Raw genomic sequence first — 22140 nt, forward strand, 5'->3', positions numbered from 1 at the left:
GAAGATGACGACAGAGGTGCTGCGGCCTCGGCTGGCGTCGTGGATCGTCGTGCACGCGCCGATGTCCGACGGAGCGCCGTGGATCGTGGAACGGCCCGGCGCGAACCCGTTGCGGGTGAGCGACGACATCGGTTCGCTGCTGTCCGCTGTGGACGGTAGGCGGGACGTGGACGCGCTGGCCGGTGTGCTGGGTACGCGCTGGACGCCCGCGCTCGTCGGCGGCGCGGTGCGCAAGCTCGACGACCTCGGGCTGCTCGACGGTGCCCCGGAACCCGAACCCGAGAAACGCGTCGTGTGGCTGTCGTGGACGACGGTGCAGTTCCGGCTGGTGCAGGCGGCCAGGGTGCTGGACCCGTTGCGGCCCTTGCTGGTCCGGCTGCCCGGTCCGGTGATGATCGGACTGGCGCTGCTGCTCGCGCTCGGCGGGATGGCGGCGCTGGTGGCGTTGCCGCTCGGTGACGCGCTGGGCTCGCAGCTGCCGGTCTCGGCCGCGGTGTGGATCTGGGGCGGGATCGTGCTCACCACCGTGGTGCACGAGTTCGGCCACGGCGCGACGCTGACGCACTACCGCGGCCGGCCCGGCTGGCTCGGCGTGATGCTGTTCTACCTGACGCCGGCCTGCTTCTGCGAGGTCACCGACGGGTGGCGGCTCGGCAGGCGCAGCCAACGCGTCTTCGTCGCACTGGCCGGCGTCGCGGTGCAGTCGAGCATCGCCGGCGCGGCGGCGTTGGTGGCACTGCTCGTACCTGCCGGGGACGCGCGGACGACGCTGATCGGGTTCGCGGTCGTCTGCTACCTCAGCGGAGTCGTCAATCTGCTGCCGTTCGTGAAGCTCGACGGGTACCTCGCGTTGATGGCGCACCTGGACATCCCGCGGCTGCGCGACCGGGCGATCAGCGACGCGCGCGGCTGGCTCGCGTCGGGACGGCGGCACCAGCGCGACCTCCCGCAGCGGTGGGCGGTCCCGTTCGGGGTGGTGTGCCTGGTGTTCCCGGTGCTGGTGCTGGCACTGGCGTTGTCGAGGTGGACGCACCTGCTGCTCGGCGCGGGCCGGGCCGGCGGCGCGCTGGTGCTGCTGATCGTGGCCGCCCTCGCGTACTGGGTCGTGCGAGGGCTGGCGCGGACCACGTGGACCGCGCGGCTCGCGTTGCTGGCCGTCGCGGGTGGGGCGGTGATGGCAGCTTTGCTGTCGTTCGTGCCGGTGCGCAACGACGTCCGGGGCGGCTACGTCAGCGACGGGACGTCCGTGCGGCTGGTCTTGCCCACCGGAGCCGCCGACGTGCAGTCGGGTGCACAGGTGGTGTTGCGGCGCAACGGGTTGGTGTTCGGCACGGACATCGGGACCGCGACGGTGGACGGCAGGCCGAACGTGGGAGAGGCGCCGCTGGGCGCGTTCATGCCGTTCAGGTCGGACACACCGACGGAAGCACTCGTCGTGCCGCTGCGAGGTGAGGTGCCGCGTGGCGTCGGCGGGGCCTACGTCGTGGGCGAGGACGTGCCGTTGGGCGTGTGGCTGGCGGACAACTACCTGCTGCCCGCGTGGCGGCAGGTCTTCGGACAGGAGGGAAGCTGATGATCGAGTTCCGGGACTTCACCAAGCGCTACGGGGACCTGACGGCGGTCGAGGACCTCAGTTTCGAGGTCCGGCCGGGGCGCGTCGTCGGGCTGCTCGGGCCCAACGGGGCGGGCAAGAGCACGTCGTTGCGCGGGCTGCTGGGGCTGGTGCGGCCGACGTCCGGCGCGGCGACCGTGTTCGGCGTCCCGTATGAGCGGCTGACGAACCCGGCGCGCCGGGTCGGCGTGCACATGGACGGGCTCGGGTTCGAGACCGGCATGACCGGGCGCCGGCACCTCCAGATCTGCGCTGTTGCCGCGGATGCGCCGCGCGGCCGGGTCGACGAGGTGCTGGACCTGGTCGGGCTCGCCGACGCAGGGCGGCGCAGGCTGGGCCGGTACTCGACCGGCATGAAGCAACGGCTCGGGCTGGCGACCGCGTTGATCGGTGATCCCGAGGTGCTCGTGCTGGACGAGCCCGCGAACGGCCTCGACCCGCAAGGCATCCGGTGGCTGCGGAACTTCCTGCGCTCGTTCGCCGACCGCGGCGGCACCGTGCTGTTGTCGAGCCACCAGCTGGCCGAACTGGCGCAGACCGTGGACGAGGTCGTGATCATCAACGGTCGCCGGGTGTTCAGCGGATCGCTGGACGCGCTGACCGGCGGTGGCGCGCACAACCTCGAAGACCGCTACTTCGAGCTGGTTGAGGACGGCGTTCATGCGTAACGCGCTGCGTTCGGAAGTGCTCAAGGTCGTCAGCGGGTTCTGGATGCTCGCCGTGCTCTCCTACGGGTTGCTGCTGCCGTTCATCATGTGGAGCTTCTTCGGCGGTGACGCCCGGGGCAGCCTCTCCGTGGCGCCGGTCGCGGCCGCCTTCACCGGCTGCTACCTCGTCACCCGCGACTACTACTACGGCTCCATTCAGCGCGTGGTGTTGTTCAACTCCAAGCAACACGTGTTCTTCGCGAAGCTCGTGGCAGGTCTCGTCGGCGGACTCGCCACCGGTCTGATCGGTGTGCTCGGCTGGGCGCTGCTCTCCGCGTTCGAGTGGCGGGTCGCGGCCGGGTGCGTGGTGGGGTGCGGACTGGCCGGGGTGTTCGGGGCTGCGGTCGGGTGGGTGCTGCCGAACTACTACCTGGCCACGTTCGTTGCGCTGGTCGTGCCGCTGACCGCGGGGACGGCGCTCGCCACGTTGTACCCGGAAGTGGGGAAGTACCTGCCCTCCAACACTTTCGCGGGCGTGATCGGCGTGACGCCGGGGTTGCTGCCGGTGTGGGGGAGCGCCGGGTTTGCGCTGGTGTGGGTCGCCGTGGCGGCGTTCGCCGGACGGGCGTTGTTCCTGCGCCGGGAACTGTCGTGACCGCGTTGCGAGCCGAGCTCATGCGGCTGGGCTTGGACCTGATGCTGCTCGGGTTCGCCTTCGCCGCGGCCGTCCTCGGGCTGGCCGGTTCACCGGACGTCGTGCTGGTGGCGGCGTTGTACCCGGCCGTGCGGTACACCTACGACCTGCGCTGGGGCATGATGGCCCGCGCGGTGCTGCTCGCCGGGCGGCAACCCGTGCTGGTGGCGAGGGTGGTCGCCGCACTGCTCGGCGGAGCGGTGATCGGTTCCGCCGGCGTGCTCGCCTCCCTGGTGCCGTGGGCGGCGACCGACGCGGAGATGCTGGTGACGGCGCCGCTGGCCGCGGTGTCCGGGCTGTTCGCCGGGGTGGTGCTGCGGAACTACTTCCTCGCGCCGCTGGCGGTGGTGCTGGTGCACATCGGGACCAAGCTCGCGGTGGTGAAGTGGCCGGTGCTCGGACCGGAGATGTGGGTGCTCGGCGTGGGCGTGCTGCTGATCACGGGCGTTGTGGCGTGGCTCTCGCTGAGCCTGCGTGACCTGTGACGGAACTGCGGCTTTACTCCATTGGGCGGATACTGATCGCTCGTGTTCACCAAACGCCCGCTCCTCGCTGACTCGTTGCTGGCGCTCGTCCTGATCGTCCTGCACCCGCTCGTGCTGCGAGCGGTGGACGAGCCGGGGCTGCTGCCGGTCGCGGTGGGCGTGGCGGGCATCGTGCCGCTGGCGGTGCGCCGCCGGACACCGCAGGTGGTCTTCGCGCTGGTCCTGATCGCCGCGACGGTGTTGGTCGCGCGGTACGGCACGGTCGGCGGCGTGGGACTCGCGTTGCAGGTGGCGCTCTACACCGTCGCCGTGCGGGAGACGTTGCGCGTCACGCTGAGCCTCACCGCGCTCGTCGGCGTTGCCGAGGTGACCAGCGTAGTGGCGGGCGTGCACGAGATTCACCCGGTCAGCCTGCTGTTCGACCTCGTGATCGTCGTCGGCGCGGTGGTGCTCGGACGCGTGGTGCGCCGCAGCTCGGAACGCGCGCGGCAGCTCGAACTGGCCGTGATTGAGCTGGAGGCGGCCCGCGAGCAACTCGCCGAGGAGGCCGCGATGCGCGAACGCGCCCGCATCGCCCGCGAGCTGCACGACATCGTGGCTCACAGCCTGAGCGTGATCGCGGTCCGCGCGGGCGTGGGCCGGGCGATGGCGGAAGATCCGCGGCTGGCTCGCGAGGCCTTGGAGGTAGTCGAGACGACGGCCAAGGAAGCGCTGGCCGAGATGCGGTATCTGCTCGGCGCGCTGCGATCGTCTCCTTCGGACACTTCGCTGGAACCGCAGCCGGGCCTGGACCAGCTAGAGGTGCTGACCACGTCGATGCGCGACGTCGGCCTGGCGCCGGTCCTGGTCTCCAGCGGCGAGGCGTTCCCGATGACCGCGGGAGCCGAGCTGACGGTCTACCGAATCGTGCAGGAGGCGTTGACGAACACGCTGCGGCACTCGTGCGGCCCGGAGGTGTCGGTCGAACTGCGGTACCTGACCGACCGGCTGGAGGTCGAGGTCACGAACTCTTCGAGCGCCGAGACCGGCACACCTGGCTACGGCCTGGTGGGCATGCGTGAGCGAGCGCTGGTCTACGGCGGCTCGCTGGACGCGAACCGGTTGCCGGACGGTCGGTTCCGGGTGATGGTCACGCTGCCGCGCGAGAAGCAGGAGGCGGTCCGATGATCCGCGTGGTGGTGGCGGACGACCAGCCGCTGGTCCGGGTGGGGTTCGTGACGTTCCTGGGCGCGCAGCCGGGCATCGAGATCGTCGGCGAGGCCGGCGACGGCGCGGAGAGCGTGCGGGTGATCAGCGAGACCGTGCCCGATGTCGTGCTGATGGACGTGCGTATGCCCGCGTTCGACGGTATCGAGGCCACCCGCCGCATCGCCACTATGTTCGGCTCGCGCATCGCCGTGATCATCCTGACGACGTTCGACTTCGACGAGTACGTGTTCTCCGCCTTGCGGGCGGGTGCCTCGGGTTTTCTGCTCAAGGACACTCGCCCGGAGGACCTCGTGCAGGCGGTGCGCGCGGTGGCGTCAGGTGACGCATTGCTCGCGCCGGCCGTGACGAAGCGGCTGATCAAGGAGTTCGTGCGGGGGCCCGCTGTCGGGCTGGGCGAGCTCGACGCGTTGACCAAGCGCGAGAACGAGATCATGGTGCTCGTTGCGCGCGGATTGTCGAACAGCGAGATCGCCGAGCGCTGCCACCTGTCCGAGGCCACGGTGAAGACGCACGTCAACCGCTTGATGAACAAGCTTGAGCTGTCATCCCGCGCTCAGGTCGTGGTTGCGGCTTATGAAGCCGGGCTCGTGGTGCCTTCTCGGTTCAGTGGTTGAGCCTGTGGGGTGTCAGAACTCTGCAGTCAACTGCTGAGCTGCGGTGATCGGGTTCTATCGCCCTGACGGCATGATCGTGGAGGTGGCGCTGCGATTGCTGTACTTCGTCTTCGTCCGGCTGGTGAGTTGGCTGGTTCTGCTCGGTCGGTCGTCGGCGGCGTAAGGATGTGGAGTGTTGCTGGTGTTGCGGCACGAGGTCGCGGTGTTGCGCTGAGGTCATCGTCGTCTGCGGTTGAACTGGGCTGATCGTGCGGTGCTGGCTGCATTGGTCTGCGGCTGCCTGTCTGGTTGCGGGAGCACCGGTTGGTGTCTCCTGGCACCGTGCTGCGGTGGCATCGGCGCTTGGTCGCAAAGCAGTGGACCTATCCGAACCGAGCCGGAGCCGGGCGCCCACAGGTCGACGACACCGTCGTGGCGTTGATCGAGCGCATGGCGCAGGAGAACACCGGATGGGGCTACCGCCGTATCCAAGGTGAGCTGCTCGAGCTCGGACACCGGATAGCCGCGTCGACCGTCCGTCGTGTCCTCAAGCGGCTGCGGATACCACCCGACTTCCGATTCATGGTTCGTGACAGGGCCGGTCAAGTCGCGGCGTCGTTCGATTCCGTACTCGCCGACGCTGGTATCGACGTCGTGAAGATCCCACCGCGCTGTCCGTGGGCCGACTGCTACGCCGAACGGTTCGTCGGAACCGTCAGACGAGAGCTCACAGACAGGCTGCTCATCATCAACGAGCATCACCTGAAGTCAGTGCTGAACCGCTATGTGTCCCACTACAACCACCGACGACCACACCGAGCGAGGCGCCACACCCCACCGCGACCCGATCACCCGATCGCAGAGCCAGACTGTCGGTCCGTTCGTCGCCGGCAAATACTCGGCGGCTTGATCAACGAGTACGAACCTGCAGCTGCTTGACGCGCAGGTCAGACATATCGGGCCGTGTTTTGACACCCCACACGGCACGCCGATCGAGCCGCGGAACTTCAACCGGTCATGGGACCGCTGGTGTGAGAAGGCGGGCGTTCCGAAGATCACGGTTCACGACGGCAGGCGGAGTTGCGCGTCGCTGCTCGCGGAGCTGAACGTGCACCCGAGCGTGATCATGCGCATCCTGCGTCACGCGAATATGAAGGTCACGATGGAGATCTACACCGAGGTCTCCGACGAGGAGACGAGGAAGGCGCTTCAGCAGCTGAGCGAAAGCCTCGATTTCTGACCCGCTGCTGTACTTTGCTGCTTGCATCAACGTCAAAGGCCTGGAACCTCGTAAGGTTCCAGGCCTTTGACCTGCAATGGGCGATACTGGGATCGAACCAGTGACCTCTTCGGTGTGAACGAAGCGCTCTCCCGCTGAGCTAAACGCCCGTGTTCTGTTGTGGTGCTGTCCCGCTCTCGCGGTGTGGCCATAGCCTACAACATCATCAACGAGAACCAAAAATCGGGCTCTGCAACCAGGTCCACTCCAGGCCGAACCAGCCTCCCACCAGTGCGAACACGTTCAGGAAGTAGCAGGTGACGAGGACGATGGCGCAGACGCCCGCCATCACCAGGCCGCGGACCCAGGACGGCTGGCGCTTGAGCCAGGCCACCCAGCGGTCGTAGTAGCGCTTGGCGAACTTCAGGACTCGGCCTGCCCACTCGAACTCCGTGGCGAGGATGGCGAGGCCCGCGAATACGACGAGCCAGCCCGGGCCTGGGTACGGGATCATGATGATGCCCGCGATCAGCACGAGGCCGCCGATGACGCCCACGCCGATTCGGTAGGCCAGGTTCAGCGCCGGGTTTCGGTGGAACCAGTGGCGCCAGCCCTTGTGCTCGTCGGGCTTCACTTCGGGCTTCGTCATGTGTCGATCATCCTGTTGGGATTCAGGCGGGTGCAACCTGACCGCCTGCCAGCACCTCCGAGGGTTTCGGCGGGGCTTGGCGGCCTGGTTCGAGCGACACCGCGAAGGTCGTGTGCTTGTGCGCGTCGGCGGACCAGGCCAGCAGTTGCGGGTCGGTCGAGCCTGCGCGCACGTCGAACACCGCCAACGGTACCGGCGCTTTGGTACTTGCACCCCAAACTACGTAAACGTGACCCGTGTCGTTCGGTTTGAGGTTCATCGGCATCACGGCGCCGGAGGTCGGGTTCGAGAGAACCACGGCCACCTCGTCGCCTGAGGTCGTGCGCAGGACCGCCCTGTTCGTGGCCGGGTCGGCGGCCAGGGAGAGGGCCTTGTTCAGTTCGTCGGTGCGTGTCTGTGCGGCCGTGACCTCGCTCGAGAGTTGGTTCACGCGCACGCCCAGGTAGCCGCCGCCTGCCAGTACGGTCAACGCTGCCGCGGCGGCCAGCAGTACGCGGCCGGTTCGGCGGCGGTGTTGCGGGCGCAGCGGAATCGGGGCCGCGTGGCGTGGTGCGTGCTGTGTGGTGGGCACTTCCTGGGGGATGTGCTCGATCTGCTCCATCAGCCTCGCGCGCAGGCGGGGTGGTGGTTGTTCCTGGCGGACCGCGCCGCCGATGCCCGCCAGCACCTCCTGCGTCGCCTGCACGGTGCGCTGGCACGTGGTGCAGGTCGGCAGGTGGTCGCGGACCAGTGCTTCCTCGTCGGGCTCCAAGGAGTGCATCGCCCAGCCGACGGCGAGTTCCTCCTGAGCGCACAGGTCGCCGTTCACCGGTGGACTCCCGTCGTCTCGCCGGTCTCGCCGGCCCACAAGTTCCCCAACGTGCCTCTCAGACGTCTGATCGCCGCGAACGTGCGCGATTTCACAGTGCCCAGGGGTACGCCTGTCAGCTTTGCCACTTCGCACTGCGTGTAGCCGCCCAGATAGGCGAGCGCTATTACCTGGCGCTGTTCTTCCGGCAACGTGTGCAGGGCCGCTCTGACCTCGGCGCTCACCACGCTGACCAACGCTGCGTGGTCGGAGCCTTCGGCAGGAGGGGAGACATCGTCGGTGAGGGGAACAGTCCGACGACGCTGAGTGTTCTCCTTACGTACGGCGTCCACCGCGCGGTGGTGAACCAAAGTCATCAACCAGGTGCCGAAACTTCCGCGGGCGGGGTCGAACCTGGCGGGGTGCCGCCAGAGCGCGAGGAAGGCTTCCTGGACGACGTCCTCGGCCAGTTCCGGGTCCACGCAGATGCGCCTGGCCAGCGAATACGCTGGTGTGCCGTACCTGTCGTACAGCTCACCGAACGCCGGCCGATCGCCCTGTGCGAGTCTTTGCACGAGCTCGAAATCGGTCGGCCGGCCGTCGCTCGACGCAACGGTTGGGCCGGGCGAGTCAGCCACCAGAGATGTCCTCACGTCCAACATTCGCGCAACAGCCGGTACCGGGTTCAGGTTAGACCCAGCAAGATGGGAGTCGCTGAACTTCGGCTAACGAGCGAGGAGGACACGGAGCGCGTGCATACGGTCGCGTTGCGGAGTCAAGCTGACCCGATGGGGTGATCTGGGCCCGATTCGCGAGCGTTCCTCGCCACATGCACGTCACAACTAAGGTGCTCGGTCGTTTCATTGACCGGGAAGGGAGAAGAGGGTAACGACGATGCGCAACGATCACGTGACGCTCCGCTCGACAGCGGTCTTCGACCTGCTGGCACCGAGGACCCCTGCGGTCCCGGTTCAAGTGGAGCTGCGATACGACACAAAGGACCCGTACGCGGTAGTCGCCGCGTTCCGCACCGGCCGCGCCGGTTGGGTCGAGTGGGTTTACGCCCGCGACTTGCTCGCCGACGGTCTCATCGCCGACGCCGGTGACGGTGACGTCCGGATCCGCCCCGCCGCCGACGACCCCGAGGTCGTCGTGATCGAGCTGAGCTCGCCTTCCGGGCACGCCATGTTCGAGGCTTCCGCCCAGGAACTCGCTGACTTCCTCGACCGGACCTACGACGTTGTCGTGCCGGGCAACGAGCACCTGTGGGTCAACGTGGACGAGGCGCTCACGCACCTCATCTCGAACGACCTGAGCTGAATAATCCGAGGTAGGGGGCCCGCGAAGGCGATGCGGGACCCCCCGGTGAAACCCGCTTGAGCCCCTCGTATAAGCTTTGTTTCAACATCATGAAGTCAGTGATGAACGCGGATGTAGCGCAGTTGGTAGCGCATCACCTTGCCAAGGTGAGGGTCGCGAGTTCGAGTCTCGTCATCCGCTCTGTGGTTCCCCGGTGGCTTCACCGTGGATCCATGCTCCTGGCGGAGTGGCCGAGTGGCTTAGGCAAGGGCCTGCAAAGCCCTGTACACGGGTTCGATTCCCGTCTCCGCCTCGGACGATTAGCTCAGCGGGAGAGCACTACCTTGACACGGTAGGGGTCACAGGTTCAATCCCTGTATCGTCCACTGTTCTCGGGGCGAGTTGTGTTCGCGGAAAGCGCGAACCAGCTCGCCCCGTAGTGTTTTCTGGGGGTGCGACCCCCAGGCCCCGTCCGGCGGGCTTCGCCCCCGGACCCCCTCGGTGGCGCTGCCGTTTCTGGCCTGGCCGGCAGGCTCAAGATCAGCCGATTTGGAACTTCGGGGGAGCGTCGGATAAAGTTCCTCTCGCACCACGGGAAACCGGCGGGGCAACGCGGATGTAGCGCAGTTGGTAGCGCATCACCTTGCCAAGGTGAGGGTCGCGAGTTCGAGTCTCGTCATCCGCTCGGACGATTAGCTCAGCGGGAGAGCACTACCTTGACACGGTAGGGGTCACAGGTTCAATCCCTGTATCGTCCACTCTCATAGAAGCCCTCGATCGACATGATCGGGGGCTTCTTGCTGTTCCGGGCCGGAGTGCGCCAGGCGCCCAGTTCTTGTCCAATTGCCTTTCGGAACGGCTGAAAATGCCCACTTTTTTGTCTTTTATCGACAAGGGTGGCGCACCTACCGTTGTGCGCTGTGTCCTACAAGTACGATTTCTTCATCAGTTACTGCCGATACGGCAGTGTGCAGAGATGGTTGATCAACCACTTCCTGGGCAAGCTCAAGGAATGTCTGGCTGATCAGTACGCGCCGACTCCGACGGTGTACGTCGACCGCACGATGGAGCGCGCCGTGCACTGGCCGTCGAACCTGCAGGACGCCCTGCGGCACAGCAAGATCATGATCCAGCTCCTGACGCCGCAGTACTACGGCTCGCGCTGGTGCATGGCCGAGCAGAAGAGCATGCGGGCCAGAGAGGAGATGCTCGGTGTCGCCAGCCTCGAGGTCTCCCAGGGGTTGATCTACCCGATTCTCTACTCCGACTCCGAGAACTTTCCGCTGGAGGAGAAGGAAAGGTCTTGGGTGGATTTCAAGGACGTGGCGCACCCGGACCCCGTGTATCAGCAGAGCCGGAAATACCTTCGATTCCACAAGCGGGTGAACGACCTCGCTGCTGATCTCGTCCGGCTCTCCAAGCAGGCACCGCCCTGGCAGCCGGACTGGCCTGACGTCGATCCGCCGGAACCCCCGCTCATGCCACCTCCCCAGATACCGAGGTTCTGACCATGGCCGGGACCGTCATCACCTTTTACTCGTACAAGGGCGGCGTCGGGCGCAGTTTCACCATGGCCAACATCGCGGTGTTGCTCGCGCGCTGGGGTTATCGGGTTCTCACGATCGACTGGGACCTGGAAGCTCCTGGCCTGCACCACTACTTCGCGCCGGTCCTGCCGGAAGCGCCGAAAGGCGGCGTGATCGATCTCGCGCACGATTTCCTCGCCGGCGCGAACGAACCCGCCGATCACGTCCTGAAGATCGACGTAGGAGGCAACGGCACGCTCGAGCTGCTGGCGGCGGGAAGGATGGACCGCTCCTACATGCGGCGGATGCAGGCCATCGGCTGGGAGCAGCTGTACGAGAAGGGGTTCGCGAGCTTTCTCGAGGTGTGCCGCGATCGCTGGACCGCCGACCACGACTTCGTGCTGATCGACAGCAGGACCGGCATCTCCGACATCGCCGGCATCTGCACGGCTCACCTGCCGGACCGCCTCGTCGTCGTCTTCACCGCCAACGACCAGAACCTCGACGAGGTCGTGGACATCACCCGGCGCGCTGATGACGCGAGAGACCGGATGCCCTACGACCGGCCCCGGCACACCGTTCTCCCCGTGCTGTCCCGGCTGGACAACCGGGTCGAGTACGAGCGTGCGGACAAGTGGCAGCGCAAGTGTGCCGCGGTGGTCGCTCCGCTGTTCGAGAACTGGCTCGTCAAGAGCGTCCCCGAAGACCTGATGCTGAGGCATCTCACTGTCCCGTACGTCTCCTACTGGAGTTTCGGCGAGCAGCTACCGGTGCTGGAGGAGCTCGTCCCGTCCCCCGACCAGATCTCGTACGCGCTGGAGACCATCGCCGCGGTGATCGCGCAGGGGTTCGACCGGACCGACGTGCTGGAGGACAACCGCGACGCCTACGTCGCGGCCGCCCGCAACCACCACCGGGACTTCGACCTCGACCTGCTGGTGTCCAGTCCCCGAACGCTGTTGAAGGCCACCGAGGAGCTCATCGCCGAACTGAACGCGCTCGGGGTGCGGGCCGGGCGGTCGGTGTCCGGCGACCCGGAGATCCTCGAGCAGGCGGGAGAGCCGGCGGAGCACCTGTGTCTCCTGGTGGACGGAGTCGCGAGCCGGTGGCAGATCACCGAGGCCGAGCGCTTCCTGCGACACACCATCGGTCCCGAAGGCGATCAACGGCAGTTGTTCTGCGTGCTGACGAGGAACACCGATCGAGATCGGCTACCGGGTTTTCTGCGCAACCTGCGGCATCTGGAGCTCGGTCCGCGTCCGGAACTGGTCGCTCGGCAGCTCCACACCCTCATCCAGGGGACTCCCGACCACGAACCGAACCGCGAGGCGCTGATGGCGGCCGTGACCGCCTTGCGCGGTCTTCCGGACGAGATGCCCTACGCCGGCAGGTTCACGCTTGTCCAGGAAACCGTCCACGGCATGACGGCGGCGCTCGACAGCGGCGCCATGGAGCTGTTGCTCGATCACTCTGCTGACCTCGCGCTCATCAGCAAGACGCGCGGCAACGGCGCCCAGACCCCGATGTCACCCGAACTTCGAGCCGCGGTGGGAGAACTGCTCGCCCGGATCGATCGACGACTCAACGCGTTCACCGACTGAGAGGCGGCATGATGCCGGAGAAGTTTGGCGCCCCCGAACGTGCGGCGCTGACGGTGCTGATGCTGGAGAACCGGCCGGTGCTCAACACGGAACTGGGCGACCAGGTCAAGCTCACGAAGCCCGGTCGCGAGAAGTTGAACAAGGCCGGATTCATCCGGACCGACGACACCGTGAAGCCGATGGTGCACGAGGTCACGAACGAAGGCATCGCCTGGTGCCTGCAGGACCTCGTCAAGGGAGAGCTGCCACCGAGATCGACGTCGCACGCGCGCGTCACGTTCGGGCTGTTGAAGAAGTTCATCCTGCACCACGAGGCGCACGGGACGCTCATCGAGGTGATCCGGTCCCGGGACCTGGAGTCGTTGATCCGGTCAGTCTACGAGGAACTCGCTGTCGAGCCGCAGGACTGGATCCGGCTCGCCCGCATCCGGCCCCGGCTCAACGGCGCGGAGAAGGGCGAGGTCGACGAGACGCTGGTGAAGATGATGAAGACCGGGATGGTCCACCTGGCGCCCGAGTCCAACACCAAGGTGCTCACCGCCGAAGACCACGCCGCGGCATTGCGGGTCGGTAGCGAGGACCTGCACCTCGTGGCGATGGAGGAGTCGTGACCGCGCAGCTGCGGGAAGCGTTGGCCGCGTTGCGGTTCAACTCCGCCGAGACCCCGGACGACGTCTGGCGCACCTCGCCGTCCCACGTCGACGGTCTGCACACCAGGGCGGAACACCGCATCCGGACGGCGATCGCGGACGCCAGGGACAGCACCGGGTCCAACCCCATCGGGCTCGTCCTGCAGGGGCGAAAAGGCGTGGGGAAGACCCACCTGCTCGGCACCGTGCGCAGCATGGTGCAGGAGACCGGTGGTTACTTCTTCCTGATCGAGGTCACCTCCGCGGCGATGTTCTGGGACGACGTCGCCGACGCCATGCGCAGCGAGCTGCTCAGGACCGACGACAGCGGCCAGCTCCAGCTCATCGTGTTGCTGCGGGAGCTGTGCCGTGGTGCGGATCTGCCCGCGGACATCAGCAAGGCGATCGTGCGTGAAGCGCCGTTGACGCCCGATCACCTGGACGCTCTCGTCGACGGACTGCACAAGGTGGACGCCCGGATCGCCAACGAGTGCGACGAGGTGATCCGGGCGCTGGTGTTGTACGCCTCCAGACGGCACTCGTCGGTCGGCCGGAACTACCTCGAGGGCCTGGACGACGAGAAGGGTGAGCGCGGCGAGTGGGGCCTGTCGGCCAAGACCAAGCCGGCGCATCAGGTGGTGCGGGACATCTCGCGCGTTCTCGCGATGACCGGGCCATGCGTGGTCGCGATCGACCAGCTGGACACCGTGGTCAACAAGACTCACGACCTCATCGAGGACGACCTGAGCCCCGAGGAGGCGCGGGAGCTCGCGCTCATCTCGGACGGGTTGATGCAGTTGCGCGAGATCACCCGGCGGACGCTCACGATCGTCGCCTGCCTGCCCACCACGTGGACCAAGCTGCGCAAGGCCGCCAGCGACACCGTCGGCGACCGGTTCACGTTGACGCCGGTTCTGGGCGCCATCACCGATCCCGCGATCGCCAGGGCACTCGTCGAGAAGTGGCTGGCTGTGATCTATCAGGGCAAGGGGATCACACCTCCACATCCGACCTGGCCGGTGGCGGCGGAGGCGTTCGGCGACGACTGGCAGATCGAGACGCCGCGCACGCTGCTCAAGCGCGTCCACTCCCACGCGGAGGCGTGCCTGCACGGTGAGATCCGGGAACTCCGCTCGTTCCAGGAGGAGCAGCGGGAGGAGACGCCCGCGCCGGCGGTCCCGTTCACGCCGAAGGCAGGTCCCGCACAGGACTACCTCGCCGAGCTCGACGCCAAGTTCGCGCGGTTGCGGGAGAAGGCCGCGCTCGCCGCCGCCGACGTCAGGTCGCAGAACGAGGACGACGTGATGCCGGCGTTGCTGCTGGCGGGTCTCAGGTCGTGGGTCACCGAGATCGGCAACGACGATCTGGCGTGGCATCCCGAGCCCCAGGCCGAGGACAAGAGCCTGCACGCGAGCCTGCGGCACACGGTGGACGAGGAACGGGACGTCGAGGAGCGCTGGGTCTTCCGGCTCATCGCCAGCAGCCACGGCAACAAGGTGCTGCGCAAGTTCCGCAGCGCGCGTGCGGCGGCCGAGGAAGGGCGCGGCAGGCACCTCGTCCTGATGCGCAAGGGTTCCGTCGGCTGGACCGGGGCGAAGACGAAGGGTGAGGTCGCGGAGTTCGTGCAGCGCGGCGGAAAGAGCGTCGACGTGTCCGACGACGACCTGCGCACGTTCATCGCGCTCAAGGAGATGTGGTCGTCGCAGTCGCACCAGTTGCTCGCGTGGCTGGTAGCGCGGAAACCGGCCAGCAGCACCACGTTCCTGCGAAAGATCTTGCCGGATCCGGCGAGGAGCGAGAGCACGAGCGGCCACCAGGAGACGCGCCCTCCGCCGCGACCTGAGTCACGACCGGAGTCACGACCGCGGCACCAGCCGCAGCAACCGCCCCGGCAACGACCGCGGCAACCGGCTCAGCCACAACCACAACCACAGCCACGGCTACAGCCGCCCGTACGGCCCGGCGAGATCGTGCTCGGGATGGACGGGGAGATCCGGATCGAGCTGGAGTCTTTGCGCAAGCACGCGATCGTGTTCGCCGGATCCGGTAGCGGCAAGACGGTGTTGCTGCGGCGGATCGTCGAAGAGTGTGCGCTGCAAGGTGTTTCGGCGATCGTGCTGGATCCCAACAACGACCTGGCGCGGCTCGGTGACGCGTGGCCGGAGCCGCCGGGGGACTGGCGGCCGGGGGATCAGGAGTTGGCCGCCGAGTATCTGGCCGGCACCGAGGTCGTGGTGTGGACGCCGGGACGGGCCAGTGGGCGGCCGCTGAGTTTTCATCCCCTGCCCGACTTCGCGTTGGTGCGGGGGGACGAGGACGAGTTCGGTGCGGCCGTTGAGGCCGCTGTGGCGCGGTTGGTGCCGCATGCGCGGATCGCCAACGAGACGAAGTTCGCTGTTCGCGGGCGGGCTGTGCTCAAGGAGGCGTTGAAGTACTACGCGCGCAACGACCGGCGGGACCTGAACGGGCTCGTGGACCTGTTGGCGGAGTTGCCGGACGGGGTCAGCAAGTTGTACTCGGCGACGGCCACGGCGGCTGATCTGGCGGAGACGCTCAGGGCCGCGATGGTCAACGATCCTCTTCTCGCGGGGACTGGGGAAGCCACGGACCCCGGGGTGTTGTTCGAGCCCTCCCAAGACAAGAAGGCCCGGATCTCGGTGATCAGCTTCGTCGGGCTGGCGTCCGACGAGCAGCGGCAGGGGTTCATCAGCCAGTTGCAGCTGGAGGTGTTCGCCTGGATCAAGCGGAATCCGGCCGCGGATCGGCCGCTCGGCGGGCTGATGGTCATGGACGAGGCGCAGACGATCGCGCCTTCCGGGCAGGCGACGGCCAGCACGCAGACCACGATTCTGCTGGCGTCGCAGGCTCGCAAGTACGGGCTCGGGTTGCTGCTGGCCACGCAGGCGCCCAAAGGCGTGCACAACCAGGTCACCGGAAACGCGACCACCCAGTTCTTCGGGCGGTTGAACAGTCCTGCTCAGATCGCCGCGGCCACGGAGATGGCGCGGGCAAAGGGAAGTTCGATCGCGGACATCTCGCGGTTGGAGCGCGGGCAGTTCTACGTCACCGGGGACACGTTCGGGTTCCGGCGGATGCTGGCTCCGCTGTGCCTGAGTCATCACCCGCCCAGTCCGCTGAGGCTGGAGGAAGTGATCGAACGAGCCAGACAGTGAGAAAGGGCGGTGTCCCCGGAACGGGGGCACCGCCCTTTTCGCGTCACGCGGTCGCGGCGAGCATGTCCTCGATTCGTTGCCACAGCGTCGAGAGCAGGTCCGGGGACTCGCCCAGCACGACGAAGTTCACGATGTCGTCGCCGCGCACTTCGAGTGCGTACACGGCGTCGTCCGCCCGCTCGACGCGCACCGCGACAGTCGTGTCGCCCAGGTGCAGGGTGCCGGCGATACCGCGCTTGGCGAGCGCGGGGGACGCGGCGGCGAACTGTTCGGCGAGGGTGCGCAGGGCGGTGCTCTGCGCGGGCGCGAGGGTCTCCGGCTGTTTGAGCGCTGCCACGAGGTCGGCGACGGGAACGCGGTCGTGGCCCGAGGTCTCGGCGGCCTCGATGCGGGCGACGAGGGTGTTGACGAGGTGCTCGTCCGCTCGCAGGTACGTCACGTCCGACGACGTGGGCGGCTCGCCCGTCAGCACCGCAAGCACGTGCTCGTGGTCGTTCACGATCTCGTCCGCAGTGGACACGAACGGCACGAGGAAGCGCACCTCTGCCTGCGGCAGGTCGTTGCTCTCCAGCACGGTCAGGCCGCGCTGACGGCACGCCTCGACCACTTCGTCGACCACGGCGCGCTGTTCCTCGGCGAACGACACGGCGATGTCGTAGGTCGCGGATTCGGTCACTCGAACCTCCCTGATGACGACCGGCCGGCGGCCGGGTGCGCGCAGCGTCCACTGCGGGTGTTGACCAGAAGTGGATGAGGAGTGGACGTGTTGACCACCTCGGTGGGCAACGGGAAACACCTGTTTTCAGGCTTTTCGAAGACGAATGCTCGAAGGGAGCCCGCAGAGAGCGGGCGAAATCCGGAAATCAATTCCGACTTCCTTCGGAGGATTCGCCATGTCCAAAATCGTGTCCACTTTCGTCGCGGGTGGCGCCACCCTGCTGACCGCACTCGCCGTCGCCGCCTCCGTTTCCGGTGGCGTCGCGGCCAACGCGGACGACAACCCCCCGCCGCCTCCCACGACGACCACCACGGAGACCCAGGACGGCAACGGCAACCCGTGGCACGGATGACCTGACGCAAATGCGCCCCGGCCATTTCTTGAAACGGCCGGGGCGATTGCGGAACAACGATCGGGATGATGTACTCGGTGCACGCCGGAGCGGGAGGCAGTCATGTCCGAAACTTTTGGTGAGTTGCTGCGCGCGCATCGCGTCGCGGCGGGACTGTCGATGGGACAGCTGGCCAAGCTGATTCATTACAGCAAAGGTTATCTCAGCAAGATCGAGAACGACCTCAAACCGCCGACCCCGACGGTGGCGCGGCTGTGCGACGGCGTGCTGGACGTCGGTGGCCGGCTGGTCGAGGCCGCCGTGCACGGGCCGTCCCAACGTGACGCCAGGGGCCTCGGCCGGCGCCAGGTGCTGGTGGCCGGAACGATGCTCGGTGCCGGCGCGCTCACCGGCAGCGGGCGGCGGCCGGTGCCGGACGAACAGGTGATCGCCGGGATGCGCACCTCGTTCGAACAGTTGCGGGGCCTGGGGTTGCGCACCAGTCCGCAGGTGGTGCTCGAACCGCTGCAAGCCCTGCAGCACACGATGCACGGCATGGCGCGGGAGAACGCCGGACCGGTGGGCACCCGGCTTCTCCTGCTCGCGGCGCGCATCGCCGAGTACACCGGCTGGATGTGCCAGGAGGCGGGTGACGAGCAGGGCGAGCTGTGGTGGACCAGGCACGCGTCCGAACTCTCCCGTGCGGCGGGAGATCCGGACATCGCGAGCTACGCGTTCGTGCGGGAGGCCGGTCTGGCGCTCTACCGCCAGGACGCCTCCGCCACGATCAACCTCGCCCAGCAGGCGCAGTGGATCGGCAGGGCCGGCTCACGCGTCCTCGCCCTGGCCGCCCGGCGGGAGGCGCAGGGCCACGCGCTCGCGGGAGACCGGGGTGCCGCGGAACGCGCGTTCGACCGTGCCGCGGGCCAGATGGAGATGGCCGCGCCGGACAGCCCGTACCCGGTGCTCGGATCGAGCGCTCCCGACCCGCTGGAACTGGCCAGGGGCTGGGCGTTGTCGGATCTCGGGCTCAACGCCGAGGCCGCGGCCGTGCTGGACCGGCAGCTCGCCCTGCTGCCGGCCACGTCCCGCCGCAGCCTGGCCCGGTTCGGCGCCCGGCGTTCGCTCGCTCTCGCGTTGTCGGGCGAGGTCGACGAAAGCTGCCGCACGCTCGCCTTCACCCTGGACCACGCGGCACACGTCGACTCCGCGACGGTGCGCACCGAGCTGAGGCGGCTCGCCAGAACCCTTGGCCGATGGCACAACCACGGTGCCGTGCGCGAGATCTACCCGGATCTGAAACGACTGCTCACTCACCGCTGACCGCACGCGCACGTCAGCCCGGCCCGTTCCCGCCGCACCTCCTCGGCCTGCGGCTGGTCGAGCTCGCGGTACACGGACTCGGCCGCTTCCCAGTGCGCCACGGCTTCCCCGTGCCTGCCCATGTCGTGCAACGTTCGTGCGGCGCCGATCTGGCCGAGTGACTCGTGCGTGCGGTTGCCGGTGCCCGCGGCCACGTCCAGCAACGACCGGTAGAGCCGCAGTGCCGCGCCGAGGTCGCCGCGGTCCTTCTCCGTGGCTGCCCGGTCGCGGAAGAGGCTCGCCTGGAGCTCCGCGTCGGTCAGCCCGGCGGCCGCCTTGGTCGCGAGGTCGTGGTGGTGAAGCGCTTCGGGGAACCTGCCCGCGAGCCGGTGGGCGTCGGCGATGTTGGTCAACGCGTAGGCCGCCACGCACATGTCGCCGAGCTCGACCGCGATCTCGTGCGCCTCCAGGTGATGGGGGATCGCTTCGTCGAGCATCCCGAGGTTCTGCTGGTTAGCACCCAGGTTGTTCAGCGCGTGCGCGAGTCCTTGAAGGTGCCCGCTCTCCCGCAGGAGCGGCACAGCGGCTTCGTTCTGCGCCACCGCGAGTTCGTACCTGCCGTGCTGTTCGTTGATGTAACCGAGCGAGCTCAGCGCGTGCCCTTGGCCGCGCAGATCGCCGCACTGCTCGTACTTCGCCAGTGCTGCCTCGAAATGCCTCGCCGCCTGCTCGTGCGGACCGAGTTGCATCGTCGAGACGGCGATCGCGCACAGCGCCGCGGCCTCACCCGGCACGTCGCCCAGCCGGGTCCAGCTCTCCAGCGCCTGCTCGGCGAGGTCGAGCGCCTTCGCGTGCCGGCCGCGCCGGTCGTTGGCGATGGAGAGGCGGTACAGCACGTGCGCTTGGCCGTAATCGTCGTCCGGTCGCACGGACCTGACGGCGTCGATCCAGTCGTCGATCCGGTTCGCGGTGTTGAAGTGCCGCCAGATCAACGAGGCGATCCGCCACGCGCGGTCCGGGTCCGCCTGCCGGATCGCGGCCATCAGGTTGTCGCGCTCGGCGATGATCCACGCCAACGCCTTGTCATCGCGCGCGAACCGCAGGCTGTGCGGGCTTTCGCGCTCCACGGAGGGCAGAGCGGTGCGGTCGAACGGGTACGCGACGCTCACCGCGTCCGCCAGCGTCACGAGGTAGAAGTCGAGCAGGCGCTCCAACGCGTCCGTGGACGCAGGCTCGAGAGCGGCGAACTCCTTGATGGAGTCCAGCATCTGGTAGCGCTCCGGCGCGACCTCTTCCAGCAGGCAGACCTCGTGCAGGTCGTGGAGCAGCTTGCGGGTGCCGGCGATGTCACGGCCGATGAGCGCCGCCGCACCGACGATGTCCACGTCAGGCCCTGGCAGGTGCCCGAAGAGACGGAAGACGAGCTGCTGGTCGGCGTCGAGCTGCCGGTAGGAGGCGTGGATCGCGGCGCCGTCCTCCCGCCACGCTCCGGTGTCGTCCAGCTGGCCGATCAGGTAGTCGAGCGACCACCTGTCGTGCTTGCGCAGCAACGCCGCCGCGATGGTGATCGACACGGGCATGTAGCCGCACCGCTTCACGAGCCCCGCCACGTCGGCGGACCTGCCTCGTACGCGCGCCGGGCCGGTCAGTCTCTGGAACAGCGCGGACGCGTCGTCCGCCGGCAGCGGAGCCAGCCGCACGTGCTCGCTGATGTCCGGCTCGCCCATCTTCCTGCTGGTGACGACGGCGAAGCAGTCGCGCGCCTCCGGCAGCAACGGCCGGATCTGGTCGGGTGACGCCGCGTTGTCCAGCACCACCAGCGTTTTCGTGCCGTAGAGCCGCGATTGGTAGATCGTCGCCTTGCGGCCCACCGTGTCGGGGATCTGCTCCGCGGGCACGCCCAGATCGGTGAGCAGCTGGTCCAGCGCGTCCGAGACGGACATCGGCGCCACGTTCGGCGTGAAACCGTTGAGGCGCACCAGGAGTTGACCGTCGGGGAACCGGTGACGCAGGCGGTGTGCGGCTTCGACGGCCAGGCCGGACTTGCCGACACCGGGTGGGCCGCTGATCCACACGGCTCGCCGTTCGTCCGAACCCGCCGCGGCTGCGGCGATCTTGTCCAGCTCGCCGGACCGGCCGGTGAACGCGCCGGGCCGGGACGGCAGTGAGCTGCCTGGTTCGCCGCGCCGGGCGCGTTCCGCGAGGTTGCGCAGCACGGTTCCCGGCTCGATGCCGGATTCGGCGAGCGCGCCGGACGCGGTGTCGAAGACCCGGATCGCACCCGCGCCGTCGCCGCCGGCGATCAACGCGCGCATGAGGAGCTCGGCGTACTTCTGGTGGTCGGGGGAGGTGCGGACCGCGCGGCGCATCCGGTCCCGCGCCGACCGGTAGTCGCCGGTGACGAGTTCCAGCTCGGCCAGGTCGCCGAGCGCGTCGTGGTAGCCCTCGGTCGGCACGAACACCTCGGCGCCACCGATCCTGTCGATGTCGATGTCCTCGAGGAACCGGCCGCGCCACAACGTCACCGCCTCGCGCAGCAGTTCGATTGCCCGGCGCTGGTCGTTGTCCTGCTGGGCCTGCGCCGCCTCCTCGCGCAGCCGGTCGAAGCGGACCGTGTCGATCTGGCCCTCGTCGATGCGCAGCAGGTACCCGGTGGCCGTTCGCTCGATCTCCGCGCCGGTTCCGTCGAACGTCTTGCGCAGCTTGTTGATGTAGCCGCGCACGAGCGTCCGGCGTTCCGGGTTGTCCGGCCACACGATCTCGGTGATCCGTTCGGGTGACAGCGGTTTGTTCGCCTGCAACAGAAGTACGACGAGAATGAAGCGTTGTTGCTGGTCCCCCAACGGTACGGCGGTGTGGTCGTGCCACGCCTCCAGTGGACCCAGCATTCGAAATTCCACGCCGCCTCCTGGTCTGAAGCTTCCGTCTGGGTGGAATGTCGCGCAAGGTCCCGTCTGCGTGTCACCGAATCAGCTTTTTGTCCACGTTTGATCAACGCGATCAGGTAACGGTGCGCGGCATGGACCGCGAGGTGTTGCCCTGTTACGTGGTGTGCGACGTGTCGTTCTCGATGTGCGACCACGTCGACGAGGTCAACGCCGGAATGCGCGAGTTCCGCGGTGTGGTGCACGCGGATCGGCGTGCGACCGTCCAGATTCGGCTCTGCGTGGTCGTTTTCGCGGATCGCCCGCTGGTCGTGCGGCCCTTGTCTCCGGCGCTCGAACCGGCTGAAGTTATTCGACCGCGCCAGGAATCCGGTTCCGACTTCGGATCCGCGTTCACTCTTGTGCGCACCGTCATCGAACGTGACGTGGATGTCCTCAAACGGCAGCGGTTGCGGGTGCGCAGGCCGATGTTGTTCTTCGTCTCGGACGGCAGGGCCACGGATCCGGCCTGGCCCGCCGCGCTGGAACGGCTCAACGCCACGACCTCGTGCCCGGAGATGATCGCGTTCGGGCTCGGGTCCGTCGACCAGCCCACGCTCGATCGCATCGGCAGCTCACGGGTCTTCCTCGGCGGTGACGGTGTGCGGCTGGGCATCGCGTTGGCCTCGTCGGTGGCACGGACGGTGCTGCGACCGGACCACGTGTGACCGATCCACGGCGTGTCCACTTCTCGTCCACACGGTCGACGCAACCTGCCTTCGCCGCACCTGAGCACGCAAGG

21 protein-coding genes and 6 tRNA genes are annotated in these 22140 nt (G+C 67.8%); 21 read left to right on the forward strand and 6 right to left on the reverse strand.

Features of this window, described 5'->3' with window-relative positions; all coding sequences use genetic code 11:
* Window positions 1–4 precede the first annotated feature (4 nt).
* The 8 genes from mpaP (at window position 5) to BM417_RS28680 (ending at window position 6480) form a co-directional block, all read left to right on the forward strand.
* Window positions 5–1573, forward strand: a complete 1569-nt coding sequence (gene mpaP / locus BM417_RS28645; RefSeq protein ID WP_093601014.1) for a daptide biosynthesis intramembrane metalloprotease — start codon at window positions 5–7, stop codon at window positions 1571–1573.
* Complete coding sequence (locus tag BM417_RS28650) at window positions 1573–2280, forward strand: ABC transporter ATP-binding protein (protein WP_093601015.1); 708 nt, start codon at window positions 1573–1575, stop codon at window positions 2278–2280. The genes mpaP and BM417_RS28650 overlap by 1 nt, the downstream gene beginning before the upstream one ends.
* Complete coding sequence (locus tag BM417_RS28655) at window positions 2273–2914, forward strand: hypothetical protein (RefSeq protein WP_093601016.1); 642 nt, start codon at window positions 2273–2275, stop codon at window positions 2912–2914. Before BM417_RS28650 ends, BM417_RS28655 begins: the two co-directional genes overlap by 8 nt.
* Window positions 2911–3438, forward strand: coding sequence for a hypothetical protein (locus BM417_RS28660; protein ID WP_093601017.1), 528 nt, complete (start codon window positions 2911–2913; stop codon window positions 3436–3438). The genes BM417_RS28655 and BM417_RS28660 overlap by 4 nt, the downstream gene beginning before the upstream one ends.
* 42 nt (window positions 3439–3480) lie before the next feature.
* Entirely contained in the window at window positions 3481–4605 is a 1125-nt protein-coding gene (locus BM417_RS28665; protein ID WP_093601019.1) for a sensor histidine kinase, read from the forward strand.
* Window positions 4602–5261, forward strand: a complete 660-nt coding sequence (locus BM417_RS28670) for a response regulator (protein WP_093601021.1) — start codon at window positions 4602–4604, stop codon at window positions 5259–5261. The genes BM417_RS28665 and BM417_RS28670 overlap by 4 nt, the downstream gene beginning before the upstream one ends.
* 342 nt (window positions 5262–5603) lie before the next feature.
* A complete protein-coding gene (locus BM417_RS48720; protein WP_245822215.1) occupies window positions 5604–6179 on the forward strand; it encodes an integrase core domain-containing protein in 576 nt (191 codons plus the stop codon).
* A 16-nt stretch (window positions 6180–6195) separates the two neighbouring features.
* Entirely contained in the window at window positions 6196–6480 is a 285-nt protein-coding gene (locus BM417_RS28680; RefSeq protein WP_281251360.1) for a tyrosine-type recombinase/integrase, read from the forward strand.
* Window positions 6481–6557: 77 nt separating this feature from the next.
* Here the strand turns inward: BM417_RS28680 and BM417_RS28685 are convergent.
* From BM417_RS28685 to BM417_RS28700, 4 genes are all read right to left on the reverse strand, one after another.
* Window positions 6558–6629: transfer RNA gene (locus BM417_RS28685), tRNA-Val, on the reverse strand.
* 56 nt (window positions 6630–6685) lie between these two features.
* Window positions 6686–7108 carry a TIGR02611 family protein gene (locus tag BM417_RS28690; RefSeq protein ID WP_093601025.1) on the reverse strand — a complete coding sequence of 141 codons (423 nt, stop codon included), beginning with the start codon at window positions 7106–7108 and terminating at the stop codon, window positions 6686–6688.
* Window positions 7109–7130: 22 nt separating this feature from the next.
* Entirely contained in the window at window positions 7131–7916 is a 786-nt protein-coding gene (locus BM417_RS28695; protein ID WP_093601027.1) for an anti-sigma factor, read from the reverse strand.
* Window positions 7913–8533, reverse strand: a complete 621-nt coding sequence (locus tag BM417_RS28700; protein WP_322788998.1) for an RNA polymerase sigma factor — start codon at window positions 8531–8533, stop codon at window positions 7913–7915. The genes BM417_RS28695 and BM417_RS28700 overlap by 4 nt, the downstream gene beginning before the upstream one ends.
* 256 nt (window positions 8534–8789) lie before the next feature.
* Between BM417_RS28700 and BM417_RS28705 the strand changes: the two genes are divergently transcribed.
* The 10 genes from BM417_RS28705 to BM417_RS28750 all read left to right on the forward strand — a co-directional run bounded on the left by BM417_RS28705 (window position 8790) and on the right by BM417_RS28750 (window position 16123).
* Window positions 8790–9215: an SsgA family sporulation/cell division regulator gene (locus tag BM417_RS28705; protein ID WP_030477975.1), complete on the forward strand. Its 426-nt coding sequence runs from the start codon at window positions 8790–8792 to the stop codon at window positions 9213–9215.
* Window positions 9216–9322: 107 nt separating this feature from the next.
* Window positions 9323–9395, forward strand: a tRNA-Gly gene (locus BM417_RS28710).
* 40 nt (window positions 9396–9435) lie between these two features.
* Window positions 9436–9507, forward strand: a tRNA-Cys gene (locus BM417_RS28715).
* A 1-nt stretch (window position 9508) separates the two neighbouring features.
* Window positions 9509–9580, forward strand: a tRNA-Val gene (locus BM417_RS28720).
* A 226-nt stretch (window positions 9581–9806) separates the two neighbouring features.
* Window positions 9807–9879: transfer RNA gene (locus BM417_RS28725), tRNA-Gly, on the forward strand.
* A gap of 1 nt (window position 9880) precedes the next feature.
* Window positions 9881–9952: transfer RNA gene (locus tag BM417_RS28730), tRNA-Val, on the forward strand.
* A 162-nt stretch (window positions 9953–10114) separates the two neighbouring features.
* Window positions 10115–10702: a TIR domain-containing protein gene (locus tag BM417_RS28735; RefSeq protein WP_093601030.1), complete on the forward strand. Its 588-nt coding sequence runs from the start codon at window positions 10115–10117 to the stop codon at window positions 10700–10702.
* 2 nt (window positions 10703–10704) lie between these two features.
* Complete coding sequence (locus BM417_RS28740; protein ID WP_093601032.1) at window positions 10705–12321, forward strand: tyrosine-protein kinase family protein; 1617 nt, start codon at window positions 10705–10707, stop codon at window positions 12319–12321.
* Between the two features lie 11 nt (window positions 12322–12332).
* Entirely contained in the window at window positions 12333–12932 is a 600-nt protein-coding gene (locus tag BM417_RS28745) for a hypothetical protein (RefSeq protein WP_093601433.1), read from the forward strand.
* Window positions 12929–16123, forward strand: a complete 3195-nt coding sequence (locus BM417_RS28750) for an ATP-binding protein (RefSeq protein ID WP_177320658.1) — start codon at window positions 12929–12931, stop codon at window positions 16121–16123. The genes BM417_RS28745 and BM417_RS28750 overlap by 4 nt, the downstream gene beginning before the upstream one ends.
* A gap of 43 nt (window positions 16124–16166) precedes the next feature.
* Here the strand turns inward: BM417_RS28750 and BM417_RS28755 are convergent, their stop codons facing one another.
* Window positions 16167–16799 (reverse strand): hypothetical protein, encoded by a 633-nt coding sequence (locus BM417_RS28755; protein WP_093601034.1) that lies wholly within the window; start codon window positions 16797–16799, stop codon window positions 16167–16169.
* A 217-nt stretch (window positions 16800–17016) separates the two neighbouring features.
* Between BM417_RS28755 and BM417_RS48035 the strand changes: the two genes are divergently transcribed.
* Both BM417_RS48035 and BM417_RS28760 read left to right on the forward strand, forming a co-directional pair.
* Window positions 17017–17193: a hypothetical protein gene (locus BM417_RS48035; RefSeq protein ID WP_177320659.1), complete on the forward strand. Its 177-nt coding sequence runs from the start codon at window positions 17017–17019 to the stop codon at window positions 17191–17193.
* Between the two features lie 102 nt (window positions 17194–17295).
* Window positions 17296–18495, forward strand: coding sequence for a helix-turn-helix domain-containing protein (locus BM417_RS28760; protein ID WP_093601036.1), 1200 nt, complete (start codon window positions 17296–17298; stop codon window positions 18493–18495).
* Here the strand turns inward: BM417_RS28760 and BM417_RS28765 are convergent.
* Window positions 18486–21362: an AfsR/SARP family transcriptional regulator gene (locus tag BM417_RS28765; RefSeq protein ID WP_093601038.1), complete on the reverse strand. Its 2877-nt coding sequence runs from the start codon at window positions 21360–21362 to the stop codon at window positions 18486–18488. The two genes, BM417_RS28760 and BM417_RS28765, sit on opposite strands and share 10 nt — an antisense overlap.
* Window positions 21363–21493: 131 nt before the next feature.
* Here BM417_RS28765 and BM417_RS28770 point away from each other — a divergent pair, with 131 nt between their 5' ends.
* Window positions 21494–22066, forward strand: a complete 573-nt coding sequence (locus tag BM417_RS28770; RefSeq protein ID WP_093601040.1) for a vWA domain-containing protein — start codon at window positions 21494–21496, stop codon at window positions 22064–22066.
* Window positions 22067–22140 lie beyond the last annotated feature (74 nt).

The organism is Lentzea waywayandensis (assembly GCF_900115955.1).
GTDB classification, from domain to species: domain Bacteria; phylum Actinomycetota; class Actinomycetes; order Mycobacteriales; family Pseudonocardiaceae; genus Lentzea; species Lentzea waywayandensis.